The organism is Flagellimonas meishanensis (assembly GCF_019880545.1).
In the GTDB taxonomy this organism is placed as follows: domain Bacteria; phylum Bacteroidota; class Bacteroidia; order Flavobacteriales; family Flavobacteriaceae; genus Flagellimonas; species Flagellimonas meishanensis.
Map to the genome: position 1 here is coordinate 55,773 of NZ_JAINVW010000003.1, position 15,678 is coordinate 71,450.

At 44.6% G+C, this 15,678-nt stretch carries 15 protein-coding genes; 8 read left to right on the top strand and 7 right to left on the bottom strand.

Annotated features, from left to right (window positions below; translation table 11 throughout):
• Nucleotides 1-2 precede the first annotated feature (2 nt).
• Nucleotides 3-899 carry a site-specific tyrosine recombinase XerD gene (gene xerD, locus K7G75_RS08170; RefSeq protein WP_222983768.1) on the bottom strand — a complete coding sequence of 299 codons (897 nt, stop codon included), beginning with the start codon at nt 897-899 and terminating at the stop codon, nt 3-5.
• 197 nt (nt 900-1,096) lie between these two features.
• On the opposite strand from xerD, the gene K7G75_RS08175 reads away from it, so the two are divergent.
• The 3 genes from K7G75_RS08175 (at nt 1,097) to aroQ (ending at nt 2,663) form a co-directional block, all read left to right on the top strand.
• Nucleotides 1,097-1,612, top strand: coding sequence for a hypothetical protein (locus K7G75_RS08175; RefSeq protein ID WP_222983769.1), 516 nt, complete (start codon nt 1,097-1,099; stop codon nt 1,610-1,612).
• A gap of 104 nt (nt 1,613-1,716) precedes the next feature.
• Nucleotides 1,717-2,178, top strand: coding sequence for a hypothetical protein (locus K7G75_RS08180; RefSeq protein WP_222983770.1), 462 nt, complete (start codon nt 1,717-1,719; stop codon nt 2,176-2,178).
• A 68-nt stretch (nt 2,179-2,246) separates the two neighbouring features.
• Nucleotides 2,247-2,663, top strand: coding sequence for a type II 3-dehydroquinate dehydratase (gene aroQ, locus K7G75_RS08185; RefSeq protein WP_222983771.1), 417 nt, complete (start codon nt 2,247-2,249; stop codon nt 2,661-2,663).
• Here the strand turns inward: aroQ and K7G75_RS08190 are convergent.
• The 6 genes from K7G75_RS08190 to K7G75_RS08215 all read right to left on the bottom strand — a co-directional run bounded on the left by K7G75_RS08190 (nt 2,655) and on the right by K7G75_RS08215 (nt 6,601).
• Nucleotides 2,655-2,936 (bottom strand): DUF3817 domain-containing protein, encoded by a 282-nt coding sequence (locus K7G75_RS08190; RefSeq protein ID WP_222983772.1) that lies wholly within the window; start codon nt 2,934-2,936, stop codon nt 2,655-2,657. The two genes, aroQ and K7G75_RS08190, sit on opposite strands and share 9 nt — an antisense overlap.
• A gap of 9 nt (nt 2,937-2,945) precedes the next feature.
• On the bottom strand, nt 2,946-4,337 hold the full coding sequence (gene lpdA / locus K7G75_RS08195; RefSeq protein WP_222983773.1) for a dihydrolipoyl dehydrogenase: 1,392 nt from the start codon (nt 4,335-4,337) through the stop codon (nt 2,946-2,948).
• Nucleotides 4,338-4,455: 118 nt separating this feature from the next.
• On the bottom strand, nt 4,456-4,992 hold the full coding sequence (locus K7G75_RS08200) for a DUF1572 family protein (RefSeq protein WP_222983774.1): 537 nt from the start codon (nt 4,990-4,992) through the stop codon (nt 4,456-4,458).
• Nucleotides 4,993-4,994: 2 nt separating this feature from the next.
• Complete coding sequence (gene msrB, locus K7G75_RS08205) at nt 4,995-5,399, bottom strand: peptide-methionine (R)-S-oxide reductase MsrB (RefSeq protein WP_222983775.1); 405 nt, start codon at nt 5,397-5,399, stop codon at nt 4,995-4,997.
• Between the two features lie 15 nt (nt 5,400-5,414).
• Nucleotides 5,415-5,915 carry a peptide-methionine (R)-S-oxide reductase MsrB gene (msrB, locus tag K7G75_RS08210; protein ID WP_222983776.1) on the bottom strand — a complete coding sequence of 167 codons (501 nt, stop codon included), beginning with the start codon at nt 5,913-5,915 and terminating at the stop codon, nt 5,415-5,417.
• A 107-nt stretch (nt 5,916-6,022) separates the two neighbouring features.
• The gene (locus tag K7G75_RS08215; protein ID WP_222983777.1) at nt 6,023-6,601 is read right to left on the bottom strand and encodes a collagen-like protein; all 579 of its coding nucleotides are present in this window, start codon (nt 6,599-6,601) and stop codon (nt 6,023-6,025) included.
• Between the two features lie 169 nt (nt 6,602-6,770).
• Between K7G75_RS08215 and K7G75_RS08220 the strand changes: the two genes are divergently transcribed.
• The 5 genes from K7G75_RS08220 (at nt 6,771) to K7G75_RS08240 (ending at nt 15,576) form a co-directional block, all read left to right on the top strand.
• Nucleotides 6,771-8,711: an alpha-1,4-glucan--maltose-1-phosphate maltosyltransferase gene (locus K7G75_RS08220; RefSeq protein ID WP_222983778.1), complete on the top strand. Its 1,941-nt coding sequence runs from the start codon at nt 6,771-6,773 to the stop codon at nt 8,709-8,711.
• Between the two features lie 16 nt (nt 8,712-8,727).
• Complete coding sequence (locus K7G75_RS08225; protein WP_222983779.1) at nt 8,728-10,335, top strand: trehalose synthase; 1,608 nt, start codon at nt 8,728-8,730, stop codon at nt 10,333-10,335.
• Nucleotides 10,335-12,230, top strand: coding sequence for a 1,4-alpha-glucan branching protein GlgB (gene glgB / locus K7G75_RS08230; protein WP_222984988.1), 1,896 nt, complete (start codon nt 10,335-10,337; stop codon nt 12,228-12,230). Before K7G75_RS08225 ends, glgB begins: the two co-directional genes overlap by 1 nt.
• 95 nt (nt 12,231-12,325) lie before the next feature.
• Nucleotides 12,326-14,725: a glycoside hydrolase family 31 protein gene (locus K7G75_RS08235; RefSeq protein WP_222983780.1), complete on the top strand. Its 2,400-nt coding sequence runs from the start codon at nt 12,326-12,328 to the stop codon at nt 14,723-14,725.
• Between the two features lie 41 nt (nt 14,726-14,766).
• Entirely contained in the window at nt 14,767-15,576 is an 810-nt protein-coding gene (locus K7G75_RS08240; RefSeq protein WP_222983781.1) for a M48 family metallopeptidase, read from the top strand.
• The last annotated feature ends 102 nt before the right edge of the window (nt 15,577-15,678 follow it).

Below are 15,678 nucleotides of genomic sequence, written 5' to 3' on the forward strand. Positions count from 1 at the left end.
TGTTATCTTCTTGGATGATAACGTTCAAGTACATCCGCCAAGTGTTTTCGGTTCACGTGCATATAGATTTCCGTGGTTGTGATGCTCTCATGTCCCAGCATTTGTTGAATGGCCCTTAAATCTGCTCCATTCTCGAGCAAATGGGTCGCAAATGAGTGCCGAAAGGTATGCGGACTAATGTTTTTCTTTAGGCCAATTTTTTCAGCCAATTGTTTTATAATGGTGAAGATCATGGCCCGTGTGAGCTGTTTTCCCCTTCGGTTAAGGAAAAGGTAGTCCTTATGGCTTTTCTCAATAGGTTGATGCACCCGTACCTCATCTTTATAAATGTTGATATATTTTTGGTTAAATGAGCTTATCGGCACAAAGCGCTGTTTGTTCCCTTTCCCTGTAACTTTTATAAAGTCCTCATCAAAAAAAAGGTCGGACAATTTAAGGCTGACCAATTCCGATACACGCAAACCGCATCCATATAGGGTTTCCAACATGGCCCGGTTCCGCTCCCCTTCATTTTTTGAAAGGTCAATGGCAGCAATAAGGTCGTTGATTTCTGCAACGGATAGAGTGTCCGGCAATTTTCTGCCCACTTTTGGGGTTTCGATCAAGTCCATCGGATTGTCCGCGCGATAGTCTTCAAAAATCAGATAGCTGAAAAACCCTTTCAACCCAGAGATGATTCGTGCTTGCGAGCGCGGGTTTACGCTCTTGGCCATATCATGTATGAACTGCTGGAGCGTTTCCTGTTCAATCTGCACTGGGGAAACCACCATCTGGTGCTCATCCAGATAATCAATCAACTTTTGTAGGTCCAAAGCATAATTGGCAATGGAATTCTCGGAAAGCCCACGCTCAATTTTCAGGTAGTGTTTATAATCCAGTAGCGCATTGCCCCATTTCATGGTCGTAAATATAGTTACATAAATTTTGTTCTGTACGTTTGGCGATTGGTCAAGTGAGAAGACCTTTTGGTCAATTGATTCAGGGAATATGCACTTCTTTGGGATAATTTCACCATGCCATTACCAAGTGTTTTTAACATTTTGTCATACTATTATCATCAAGGTGTCGTTTTAGCCTTATGTAAATTTTAACAATTATGAGAAAAACATTCTTGGTTATCGCAACCCTACTTTTTTTGGGAGGTATGAACAGCAACGCACAAGACAGGAGTAGTTTTAAGGCGGGTTTTAACGCAGGACTTCCCGTTGGGGATGCTGCCAATGTTTCAGATTTCAGCCTTGGATTGGATGTTGCCTACCACTGGGGGGTGTCCGAATTGTTTGATGTAGGTCTGGCCACCGGCTTTATCAATGCTTTTGGCAAGTCCGAGACCATTACTGAAGGGCCAATTACCATTGAGTCGGATTTTGAAAACATCCAGTTTATCCCTTTGGCGGGGTCTGTTCGGCTGTATCCCACGTACCATTTCAAGCTTGGTGCCGACTTGGGCTATGGTGTTGGAATAAACGCCGGCAATGAAGGAGGTTTCTATATCAGGCCCTCAATTGGGTATAATATAACTGGGAACACCGAATTGAATGTTTCCTATATGAATATCAGCAACGATGGAAGTTTTTCCATAGTGGCAGTGGGCATACTGTTTTTGTTCTAACGGTCTATTGATTAGGATAGTAGACACTTAAAGGCAAGATTAAGAGATTGAAGTTAATAACCCCGAATCGAATAATAGATATTAACCATTTAATTACTTATGAAATGAAAAGATTACTATTTGTTTTAGCATTTACATCACTATGTATGATTGGTTCAAACGCACAAACCAATTACAAGGCTGCCTTGGGTTTGGGTATTGACCTGTACGATGACGCCACCTTTTTTGGCGCCACAGGTAAATACTTTTTCTCCGACAATCATGTGGGGCAGGCCGATTTGGGCTTTGAGGACAATGCGACCATTGTGACCATCCTTTATTCATACCACAAAGAATTTGTTGGTGCAAGAGGGCTTCGTTGGTATACAGGGATAGGCCCGAGCATTATTCTCATTGAGGATTTTGATAATATTTTTGCGTTGCGCCCACATGTTGGTATTGATTTCAAGGTCAATGGGGTGCCTTTTGTGGTAAACTTTGACTGGAGACCCTCCGTGGTCTTAAGCGATACAGGCGAAAATGAAGTGGGTGCCTTTGGTTTTGGACTACAGTTCGCAATTAATTAAGAAGAAAAAGTGATTGGAAGAGGGTGGGGGCATTCCCACCCTTTTCTTTTTGTTGTATTTTTAAACCCATGAAATTGATAATCATAAACGGTCCCAACCTGAATCTTTTGGGCAAACGTGAACCTGAGGTTTATGGAAATAGCACTTTTGAGGACTATTTTGAAAAGTTGCAGCACAAATATCCGAAAGTACAGTTGTCCTATTTTCAATCCAATATAGAGGGAGAGCTTATTGACAAAATCCAAGAAGTGGGCTTTGATTATGATGGTATTGTGCTGAACGCCGCATCCTATACCCATACTTCTGTGGGAATCGGGGATGCCGTTAAGGCCATTGATGCACCTGTGGTGGAAGTCCATATCTCCAACACGCACAAGCGGGAAGAGTTCCGACATGTTTCCTACATCTCGTCAGGAGCAAAGGGTGTCATTCTCGGTTTTGGATTGCAGAGTTATGACCTTGCAATACAAAGCTTTTTACCCTAAAGGCTTTAGGTATTTTTTATCCATATAAAATGTACCGAAGGGCAACAAGGATGCCAAAAAAAGAATTGAAAATCTTTTTAGGTCCCATTTACGTTCCCAGCAAAACACAGCAACCACAGCTACATAGACAATAAAAAGAAAGCCATGGGCATATCCCACAATCTTGTTGGGTTCCAAGATTTCTGCCCAATATTTTAGCGGCATGGTAATTCCAAACAAGGCCAGATAGGAAATTCCCTCCATAATTGCGGTTGCCCGAAAAAGTTTCAGCATATCGGGGACCTACAAGTGGATTACTTCATCATAGGCATCGGCCACCGCCTCCATAACAGCCTCGCTCATGGTGGGGTGTGGATGTACGGCCTTGAGCACTTCATGACCGGTAGTTTCCAGTTTTCTGGCGACAACCGCTTCGGCTATCATGTCGGTTACCCCGGCACCAATCATGTGGCAACCCAGCCATTCGCCATACTTGGCATCAAAAATAACCTTCACAAAACCATCGGCGTTGCCTGATGCTTTTGCCTTTCCACTGGCAGAAAATGGGAACTTGCCCACTTTTATGTCATATCCCTTTTCCCTGGCCTGTTTTTCCGTCAAACCTACCGAAGCAACTTCCGGCATACAGTAGGTACATCCTGGGATGTTGCCATAATCCAAAGGTTCCACATGCATTCCAGCTATTTTTTCAACACATAGGATTCCCTCAGCAGAGGCCACATGGGCCAAAGCCTGCCCCGGAGTTACATCGCCAATGGCATAATACCCGGGGATGTTCGTTTGATAGTAGTCGTTCACAATGATTTTATCCCTGTCCACAGCAATGCCCACATCCTCTAGGCCGATATTTTCAATATTGGTTTTGATGCCGACCGCGGAAAGTACGATGTCCGCTTCCAATACTTCCTCACCCTTGGAAGTCTTGACCGTGGCCTTGACCCCATCGCCAGAGGTGTCCACCTTGGTAACCTCAGCTGAAGTCATGATTTTTACCCCGGCCTTTTTAAAGCTTCTTTCCAATTGTTTGGACACATCTTCGTCCTCCACTGGGACAATATTGGGTAGATATTCTACCACGGTAACCTCCGTGCCCATGGAATTGTAGAAATAGGCGAATTCGATACCAATGGCACCGCTACCCACAACAATCATTTTCTTGGGTTGCTTTTCAAGGGTCATAGCCTCCCGATATCCTATTACTTTTTTTCCATCCTGTGGCAGACTGGGCAGTTCCCGGCTTCTTGCACCGGTGGCTATAATAATATGGTCCGCTGAGTATTCGGCGGGGTCACCATGTTCGCCCTTGACCAAGACTTTCTTTCCCGGTTGTACCTTGCCAAATCCGTTCAGCACCTCAATCTTATTCTTTTTCATCAAGAATTGAACGCCTTTGCTCATGCCATCGGCCACTCCACGGCTTCTTTTCACCACGGCGTCGAAATCGTGTTCCACTTCATTCACTTTCAGGCCATAGTCTTCCGCATGTTTTAAATATTCAAAAACCTGAGCGGATTTCAGTAGGGCCTTTGTGGGGATGCAGCCCCAATTAAGGCAAACGCCACCCAAACTTTCCTTTTCAACAATGGCTGTCTTGAAACCGAGTTGTGAGGCGCGTATGGCGGTTACATATCCCCCTGGACCACTGCCCAAAACAATTACATCAAATTTGCTCATCAGTTTTTGATTTTAGTTTTTATACATGGAAATGCCCTGTTTGGGCAGGTGCAAAAGTACGGAATTCAAAAAGCAAATCCCAAGCGCTAAAAAATCAAATTTGGCCTGAAGGAAGAAATTAAGTTTTGTCCTCTCCGAACATCTTTTTATTGAAGGCTTCCGAACCACCCTTGGGAATGGACAGGGAAATCCATTCCTTGCCTACAATCATTTTGCCCAAAAAGATAATTTGCCCCACATGACTTGCATAATGGGCCAATTGACGATTTATGGCTTCCACTATTGTGTGTTCTTCGTCTCTTATCCTGATTTTTGTATCAAAATTTGAAGAATCAATACTTTCAAGGGCATTGAACAAGCATTTCCAGCCTTTTTCCCATTCGGTAAGCATGTCTACTTTTGTGGCATAGGTGCCTTCAAATTCCATTTCACGGTTTCGCCATGGTTTTTCCCCGTCTTCGGTCAAAAAATTGGTCCATCGGCTCAACATGTTGCCCACCATATGTTTTACGATAATGGCGATGGAATTATCCATTTCCTGGTATTGCCAGTGAATGTCATTTTCTGCAAGTTGCTCAAATGTTTTATCCCCCAAGGTTTTGTAACGCTGGAATTCAAACTTGATATTGGAGAGGTAATTCTCTTGAAAATCCATTCCTAGTTCTCGGGTTCGAAGTCGATGCTCACGGAGTTTATACAATAACGTTGACCCGTGGTATCCCGGGGGCCATCATTAAAAACATGGCCCAAGTGCCCTCCACAATTCGCACAGACCGTTTCGGTCCGGATCATGCCATGCGAGGTGTCCCTGATATACTCGATGGCGCATTCAACAGCTTGGTCAAACGAGGGCCAACCACAACCACTTTCAAATTTATGCTCACTTTCAAAAAGCTTTGCATTACAGGCTTTACAGTGGTAGTCACCATTTTCAAAGTGGAGATCATATGCTCCGGTAAACGGCCTTTCCGTGCCTTTGTTGCGAAGCACATAGTATTCCTCTGGGGAAAGCTGCTTTTTCCACTCTTCTTCTGATTTTTGAACACCGTATTTTTTGTCCATGTTGGTTGTTTGAGGTTAATCTTGTTTTGCGTCAGGGATAAAGTCGAGTGCGACACCATTGATGCAGTGCCTTTTTCCTGTTGTTTGCCGAGGTCCGTCATCGAACACATGACCAAGGTGCCCGCCACAGGTGGCGCAGTGTTCCTCTGTTCTGGCATAGCCGATTTTGTAGTCAACATCATAGGCCACATTGCCTTCAATTTCACGATCAAAAGAGGGCCAACCGGTACCTGAATCAAATTTGTGCTCGCTTTTGAAGAGGGGAGTTCCGCAACCGGCGCACACGTAGGTGCCTTTTTCTTTGTTATTAAGAAGTTCACTGGTAAAGGCATTTTCGGTGGCAGCTTTTCGGAGTACATAGTATTCCATATCCGTAAGCTCTGCACGCCATTCCGCATCTGTTTTCGTCACCGGATAGATTTTATCCTCGGTTTTGGCCATTGTCTTTTCTTCCTGGGAAATGCCCCTGCACCCCACAATGACCAAAAAAAACATCCAAAGCAATTTTTTCCCCATTCTTTTTTTCTGTTTTAGTCGATTTTTTATCAAGTCCTATCAAAAATAACAAACAAAAAAGTCCCACAGAAGAACTGTGGGACTTCAATGGCTGTTAAACACATATTTTATTGTAGGTCCAGTTTTTGGATTCCGCTTTCATCAACACCAAGGGCGCTCAACACATTTTGGATATTGGAGAGATCTATCTCAGGTGAATTGGCAAATTCACTTGGAACAAATACAATACGGAATGATTGGTTATCCGTAAATCCTGGGTCGAGGATGGAAAGATCAAAATTGCCATCGATGAATAATTCCACATCCAAGAAAGTATGGGCAGAAACATATTGAATGGTTCCCTCGGGCAGGAAAAAGCTTTGGGGAATCTGGCTCCATGCATCGGCGGTGCTGCCATCGTTCAAGTCGATAAGCCCATCAAAACGGTAAACGAGCACGGCATACGATTCAAATACCTCAAAGTTGGTAACATCACTAAAATTGATCAGGGTACTCCAAATATTTCCTTCCACATCATAGCCAAAATTTACTCCATCTACCTCAACCACTTGACCCTGAATGCCGTCAAGTCCGTCCAAACCATCGAGTCCATCCCGACCATCAAATCCAGGAGGTCCCTGTGGTCCTTCGCATGCTACTATAAACAGTACAACAAGTGCACCGATAATTGTATTGAATTTCTTCATGATTTCTGATTTTTTTGATTTGTATTTTTTTCGTTGTTTTCTTCTTAAATCAAAAAGCGTTCCATAAATTTTTATGGGAAAAAAAAGAATCCAAGAAAAAACAGGCTTTGTCTGAAATTTTTTGGTTTAATTTCTATATTTATCAGGACGGACCAACTAAACTAAGATTATGCTTAGGCAACAACGTGTTGTAATTGATAATGTGCGACCGCAATTGGATTGTGGGGAATTTTTTATAAAACGCGTGGTAGGTGAAACGGTGGATGTGACCGCCGATATACTCCCCGACGGCCACGATGTGACACAAGCCGAACTTCTTTACCGACATGAGGGTGATAAAAGCTTTTCCGAGGTACGCATGCACCACCAGGGCAACGATGTGCACATGGCCTCTTTTTTAGTGAAAAAGCAGGGTTTTTATGAGTATAAGTTAAGGGGTTGGGTGGACTACGCGCTCAATTGGCAACACGGCATAGAGGCCAAATTGAATGATGGGCAACATTTGAAAAGTGAACTGTTGGACGGTGTACAATACCTTAAGTTTTTACTGAAAAAAGTTTCGGCAACCGACAAGGAGCTTTTGAAAGAATGGATTGACGAGTTTCAAGATCCCAAAAAATATGATGCGGCAGTCAACAATGCAGTTTCAGAAAAACTACATAACTGGTTCGTTGCGCATCCACAGCGAATATTGGCCAACGAGAGCAAAACGCTGAAAGTTTATGTGGATAGGAAAAAAGCAAATTTTAGCACGTGGTACGAGTTTTTCCCTCGGTCTGCATCCCCACACCCAAATACCCATGGAACATTCAAGGATTGTGAGGCCCTGCTTCCCCGCATAGCCAGAATGGGTTTTGATACATTATATTTTCCACCGATCCATCCCATTGGGGAAGTGAACAGGAAGGGAAAAAACAACACTGTGAATGCACTGGAAGGGGATTCGGGAGTGCCATGGGCCATAGGTTCCAAACATGGCGGGCACAAGTCCATACACCCAGAACTGGGGAATGAAAAGGATTTTAGACGATTGGTGAAGAAAGCCAAGGACATGGGCATTGCAGTGGCCATGGACATTGCCTTTCAGGCGGCCCCGGACCATCCTTATATCTCCGAACACCCAGAATGGTTCCGTAAAAGACCCGATGGCACCATTCAATATGCGGAAAACCCTCCAAAAAAGTACCAGGATATTGTTAATTTTTATTTTGAGACCAAGGCATACAAGGAACTATGGCAAGAACTGCTAGGCATTGTGCTGCATTGGGTAGGTTTTGGTGTCAATGTTTTTCGTGTGGACAATCCGCATACCAAGCCCTATTATTTTTGGAACTGGCTCATTTCTGAGGTCAAAAAGGAGCATCCCGATGTACTTTTCTTGGCTGAGGCATTTTCCCGACCAAAGGTTATGCAGCAATTGGCCAAACAAGGCTTTTCCCAGTCCTATACCTATTTTACATGGCGCGTGAACAAGCATGAGTTGATCGAGTATATGCTGGAACTAACCCAGACGGATATGCGGGAGTATTATCGTCCCAATTTTTGGCCAAATACACCGGATATAAATCCCTATCATCTGCACGGGGCCAATGAGTCCATGCATTTGATTCGATATGCCCTGGCGGCAACCTTAAGTGGCAGCGTTGGGATTTATGGACCCGTGTTCGAGTATATGGTCACTGCTCAACTACCTCCAAAAGAAGAATATTTGGATTGCGAAAAATATGAGATTCGGCATTGGGATTGGACCATTGAAAATGCTTTGACCCATTACATCACCAAGATAAATGCCATTAGACACAAGCACGGGGCGTTGCAACAGACCAATAACTTAAAGATATGCAATACGCAGCATGATAATTTAATGGCCTTTTATAAATGGGATGACAACCTAAGTGATCAAATACTGGTGGTGATCAGCATGGATCCGCACCATACGGTTCAGGGCAAAGTTCAGTTTCCATGGTACGAGGTTGGTCCTACCGGTGGGGAAGGTGTGAAGATCAAGGATTTGATAACCGACCAAGAATATAACTGGTACGACGAATGGAATTTTGTGGAATTACACCCCAATGTGCCATTTCACATTTTTAAGATAATCAAGGAATGATCAAAAAAAGAATCCATTGAAACCTCCTTACAAATTCAATATAGCCTGGGAAAACCTTTTGGAAGATGAAAGCTTCACGCAGGTCTTTCTATCCACAGTGCTCGAGGAATACGTGGTACGACAGCGGTGGTACGGCGGGAAGTCGAGCAAGTTAAAATATATTGAGCTCCCGGAGCATTTCAGGATCCAACAGCACGGGGAGGTATACTATGGACTGATATTGGAGGTCAATTTTGAAGAGGCCTTTTACCAACACTATTTTTTGCCGATTGCCTTTGTGTCCGATGAAAATTTTGCCAAAAAAGATAGGATACTGCCGCTTACCCTAAATGGTCAGGAAGGGTTCATAATAGATGCACTGAACCTAGACGCGTTTCGGAAACTGGTCTTTGAAAGATTGATAACCGCCGAACCCAATGACACAACCAGGGTGCGCTATCACAAAAGCTTGAATTTTACGGATACGGAATATAAATCGTCGCGATTCATGGGGATGGAACAGAGCAATACCTCCATCATCATGAACGATAAATATGTGATCAAGTTTTTTAGAAGGATCTACGCCGACAAGAACCCCGATTACGAAATGAGCCGTTTCCTTTCCGAAAAAAAAGGATACAGGAACACACCAGCCTATATGGGCAGTTTGAGCATTATAGACTCCGACGATGCCAACATTACCATTGCACTGATGCAGGAATTGCTTCCGAACAAAGGAGATGCCTGGGAGTTTATGTTGAAGGAAATTGATAAGGTATTCCAATGGTTGGAACGAAAGAAAATTGATGTACACGCCTTGCCCAAGGTGGCGCTGTTCAAGCGGTTGAAGATAGGGGATGTGCCCCATCAAATTATCGACTGGGCCGGGTTGAACATATTTTTGAGGTTGCAGACCTTGGCAAAAAGAACTGCTGAAATGCACATTGCGCTGGGTTCTGAGTTTGAGGATACGGCATTTACCCCGGAACATTTCAATGGCGATTATGAAGTGTGGCTAAAAAACAGACTGCTCTACCAATTCCAGAACCGCCTGAACACTGTTGAAAACAATTTTACCAAATTGACGGGCCTGTCCGCTGAGTTGGCCAAGGAGTTTCTGGAACGAAAAAATGAGATCAGGAAACGTTTCATCAGTTTTGATTGGACCAAACTCAAAGGGGAGCGGCTTCGCGTACATGGGGATTATCATCTGGGGCAGGTTTTGGTTCGGGATGATGATTTCTATCTTCTCGATTTTGAAGGGGAACCGGAGAGTACCATCAGGGACAGGAAGGTAAAACAACCGCCATTGAAGGATGTGGCGGGCATTTTCCGCTCTTTTCATTACGCGGTATATGCCACCATTTTCAACAACGAAGGAAAATATCCCTATAAGCAGGCCGATCTTTTTCACGCTGGGGAAATTCTTTATACGTACTTTATCGGCGTGTTTCTCAATACGTACGTGGATTTGATCCAGAAAAACAATATCAACATTGGGTACACCCAGGAGCGGGAGTTCCTTTTGGAGTACTGCATGTTGGAAAAAGCAGTTTACGAACTGGGATATGAAATGAATTCGAGGCCCTTGTGGGCGGTCATTCCGCTTAGGGGCATTATGAGTATAATCAACAATAAAAAATGATGGCAAAAGTAGTTCCGCACAGTCTTTTTACCGATTTCGATATTAACCTCTTCAAGTCCGGAAAACACTTCCGTCTGTACGATAAATTGGGATCCCACTTGGTCGAGGTGGATGGGGTCAAGGGCACCTATTTTGCTGTTTGGGCGCCTTCGGCCAAGTCCGTATCCGTGATTGGCGATTTCAACCATTGGAATGCTACTGAAGATAAACTCAATGTCCGTTGGGACCACAGTGGCATTTGGGAGGGGTTTATCCCTGGAGTGGACAAGGGCGCAAAATACAAGTACAAAATTCAATCCCATAACAACGATATTTGGACTGAAAAGGCAGACCCTTTTGCCAGATACTGCGAACAGCCACCAAAAACGGCCTCCTTGGTCTGGGACGCCCCCTACAAGTGGAAGGACAAAAAATGGATGGATGGGCGCGAAAAATATAATAGCCTGCAGAGTCCCTTTTCCGTATACGAAGTGCATTTGGGCTCCTGGAAAAAGAAGAATGGATGGGAGTTTCTCACCTATGCCGAAATGGCTGATGAATTGGTGAACTACGTGGACGAAATGGGTTTCACCCATGTAGAGTTCATGCCCGTCATGGAGTATCCGTTTGATCCGTCTTGGGGATACCAGTTAACGGGTTATTTTGCCCCGACTTCCCGCTTTGGAAAACCGGAGGATTTTAAAATGCTCGTTGACAAGTTCCACCAACGCGGCATAGGGGTCATTTTAGACTGGGTACCTTCGCATTTTCCAGAAGATGCCCACGGACTTGGCTTTTTTGACGGTTCACATCTCTATGAACACCCAGACCGCAGAAGAGGGTACCATCCTGACTGGAAAAGCCTTATTTTCAATTACGGAAGGAACGAGGTAAGGGCATTTTTGATCAGCAACGCTGTTTTTTGGCTTGATCAATTCCATGTGGATGGTCTACGGGTTGATGCCGTGGCATCCATGCTCTATTTGGACTATTCCAGGGAAGACGGGGAGTGGGAGCCCAATATGTACGGCAACAACGAAAATTTGGAGGCCATGTCCTTTCTCAGGGAAATGAACACTGAGGTCTACGCCAGTTTCAAGGGGGTGCAGACCATTGCGGAAGAGTCTACGGCGTTTTCCGGGGTCACCAAGCCAGTGCATTTGGGCGGTCTCGGTTTTGGTATGAAATGGATGATGGGATGGATGCACGACACCTTGGAATTCTTCAAAAAGGAGCCGATATATAGATCCTACGACCTAAACGATATCACCTTTAGCATGACCTATGCGTTCACGGAGAACTTTATGTTGCCATTTTCCCATGATGAAGTGGTTTATGGCAAACAATCCCTTCTTTACCGCATGCCGGGCGACGAATGGCAGCGCTTTGCCAACCTTAGACTGCTTTTCGGTTACATGTTCACCCATCCCGGAGGAAATCTTCTTTTTATGGGGGGTGAGTTTGGCCAATCTTCCGAATGGAATTTTCAGGAAAGCTTGAATTGGCACCTCACGCAGTACGATTTTCATTCCGGAATACAAGAGGTCGTCAAGGATCTGAACCAACTTTATCGGAACAGTCCAGCACTTTATGAAAAGCAATTCAGCCCAGAGGGATTCCAATGGATAGAGCACAACGATCATGAAAATACGGTTTTGACTTACATTAGGAAAGGCAACGATCCAGAGGACGATTTAATCGTGGCCTGCAACTTCACCCCGGTCCCAAGGGAGAACTATAGGATGGGTGTGCCAAAAACCAAGCAGATGAAATTGGTTTTCAACAGTGACGATACCAAGTACTCTGGAGGCGGTATTGGCAAGAAAATAGTCAGGCCAACCAACAAGAGTTGGAATGGCTTTGAGCAGTCCGTTGTTATCACCGTGCCACCGTTGGGAGTCGTAATCTATCGATAAAGGGAATACGCAAACGTTGTAGCAACAATGTTTTTAACATCTTTTTAATTTCTCGGTCTAAAGTGTTTCTTTTGCTAGTCTCAATAAACTGACTAATGATCACCAACACAGAAATAGAAAAACGCGGAAACGAGCAACCCAATCACATAATTGATTTCAAGCAAGAGAACGATAAGCTTTATTTCACAACGCAAAATGGCGTCGTACTCGAGCTGACCATACTGAGGGACAGCGTAATTCGATTTCGTTATGCAACGGAACACGTTTTTGAGCCTGATTTCTCCTATGCCCTTAGCAATGATGTGAGCATTGGGTACAATGAACTTTCTGTAAAAGAAGACACCGACGAATACATCGTGAAGACCTCCAAGGTCATGGTCCATATTGATAAATCCAATCTTAAAATCAAGATAGAGGATATAGAGGGCAATAGCATTGTTGAGGATGAACTAGGTTTTCACTGGGAGGAAAACTATGATTATGGGGGAAACATCGTGAAGATGAGCAAAGTATGCCATTCTGGGGAAAGCTATTACGGAATGGGCGACAAGGCCTCCCACACCAACCTAAAGGGAAAGCGGGTGAACAATTGGGTCACCGACTCCTACGCCTATGGCAAGGACCAGGAACCGCTGTACAAGTCCATCCCCTTTTATGTAGGACTCAAGGAAAGCGTCGCCTACGGCATTTTTTTCGATAACTCCTTCAGCACCTATTTTGATTTTGCCAATGAAAAAAGGAATGTGACCAGTTTTTGGGCAGACGGCGGGGAAATGAACTATTATTTCTTCTACGGACCAAAAATGGGCCAAGTTGTGGAGGCCTACACCAATTTAACAGGCGTTCCTGAACTGCCACCACTCTGGGCCTTGGGGTTCCATCAGTCCAAGTGGAGCTACTATCCAGAAAAAACGGTTAAAAAGTTGGCTTCCACCTTCAGAAAATTGAAAATCCCATGCGATGCCATTTATCTGGATATTGATTACATGGACGGTTTTCGATGTTTTACCTGGAACAAGAAGTATTTCCCGGATCCGAAGAAAATGATCAAGGAACTGGAGGCCGATGGGTTCAAGACCATAACCATGATAGATCCAGGAATCAAAATCGATAGGGATTATTGGGTGTACCAGGAAGGTATGGAAAACGATTTCTTCTGCAAAAGGGCCGACGGACCGCATTTTAAAGGAAAAGTATGGCCCGGGGAGTGTAAGTTTCCCGATTTCACCAATCCGGAAGTACGGGAATGGTGGGCAGGACTGTACAAGGAAATGATAGCCGACCTTGGCGTACATGGAGTTTGGAACGACATGAACGAACCTGCTGTGATGGAAGTGCCCAGCAAGACTGCAAACCTGGATGTGCGGCATGATTATGACGGCCATCCCTGTAGCCATAGAAAGGCGCATAATGTATACGGGATGCAAATGGTCCGCGCAACTTATAACGGCATTAAGAAATATACCTTTCCGAAAAGACCTTTTGTCCTTACCAGGGCGGCCTATGCGGGCACGCAGCGCTACTGTGCCACATGGACAGGAGACAACGTAGCCACCTGGGAACACCTATGGATCGCCAATGTACAGATGCAGCGCATGTGCATGAGTGGCTATTCCTTTGTGGGCTCCGATATTGGTGGGTTTGCAGAGCAACCCAATGGGGAGCTTTTCGCACGTTGGATTCAATTGGCAATCTTCCATCCTTTTTGTAGGGTCCATTCCAGCGGAGACCATGGAGACCAAGAGCCTTGGTCCTTTGGTGAGGAGATTACCAACATCGTAAGGAAATTCATAGAATTGAGGTACAGACTATTGCCTTACCTCTACACCATGTTCTACAGGTATATAAAGGATGGCTTGCCCATGCTGCAATCCTTGGTATTCTATGATCAAGAAGATACCCAGACACACTTTAGGACCGATGAGTTTCTATTTGGGGAGCAAATTTTGGTATGCCCCGTGCAGGAACCCAATTCGCAGGGTCGAAGGATGTATTTTCCCAAAGGGAATTGGTACAACTACTGGACCGATGAGGTCATTACCGGTGGTGTAGAGAAGTGGGTCTCGGCACCACTGCACGTCATACCTTTCTATGTAAAAGAAGGTGCCATGATACCAAAATATCCGGTGCAACAATATGTGGGTGAAAAGGAAATGACCGAACTGGAAATAGATGTATACTTTAAGGAAGGAATGGAAAATTCCCAGGTGTACGAGGACCAGCAAGATGGTTACGATTATAAAAAAGGCAGGTTCAGTCTGCGGCGGTTTAGATTGAGAGGAAAACAAAATGAGCTCATCATCCAACAATTTAAGGATGGGAACTTCATCACTCCGTATGATAAATTTAGGTTTACCTTCCACGGACTGCCCTTTACCATTGGCACCGTTGAGGTAGACAACGAGGAGGTTAACACCCAGGACGTTAAATTAAATGGGAACAATTCCATCGAGATAACCAAGGATTTTACTGAATTGCACATCATTGGGAAATAATTTTTTTTGTATTTTCCCAAGTAGTTAAACATAGAAATATCATGAAAAAGTTCATTTTAGCCATAGCCATCTTTTTGGGGATTGCAGCTTGCAAAACCAACCCTTTTACCGGTAAGAGCACGCTCAATTTTTATCCGAACAGCCAAGTTTTTCCCATGGCATTTGCCCAATACGATCAATTTTTGAATGAAAACAACGTGGTAACGGGCACCTCGGAGGCAGAAATGATCAAACGAGTGGGTCAACGGATCGCATCAGCATCGGAAAGATGGTTGAACGCCAATGGCCATCCCGGATATTTAAAAGACTATAAATGGGAGTATAACTTGGTCAAGGATGAGACCGTAAATGCGTGGTGCATGCCTGGTGGAAAAATAGTGTTCTATACAGGTATTTTGCCTATCACTCAGACTGAAACCGGTGTGGCCGTTGTAATGGGCCACGAGGTGGCACATGCACTGGCAGACCACGGAGCACAGCGTATGAGTGCTGGGATGTTGCAGCAAATCGGTGCGGTGGCCGGGAATGTGGCCATTCAAGATCCGCAAAAGCGAAACACCTTTAATCAGGCCTACGGACTGGGTTCCACATTGGGGGTCATGTTGCCGTTCAGCAGAAGCCATGAAACCGAGGCAGACCGTATTGGACTTCAAATCATGGCCATTGCAGGTTACAATCCAGATGAAGCTGCCAATCTTTGGAGAAGGATGAAGGCGAAGGCTGGTGGCCAGGCCCCTCCTGAGTTTTTGAGCACCCACCCCTCAAACGACACCAGAATCAACAATTTGACCGCTTGGGCGCCTGCGGCGAAACAAGAAGCGGCTAAATTTGGGGTGACATCATTCAAATAGTTTGAAAAACAGCACACAGAAATGTCATTATTGACCGCATGTGACAATGGCTTTTTCCATGCCCCTTACATGCGATCAAGATGACATTTTTTATTTGGGAAT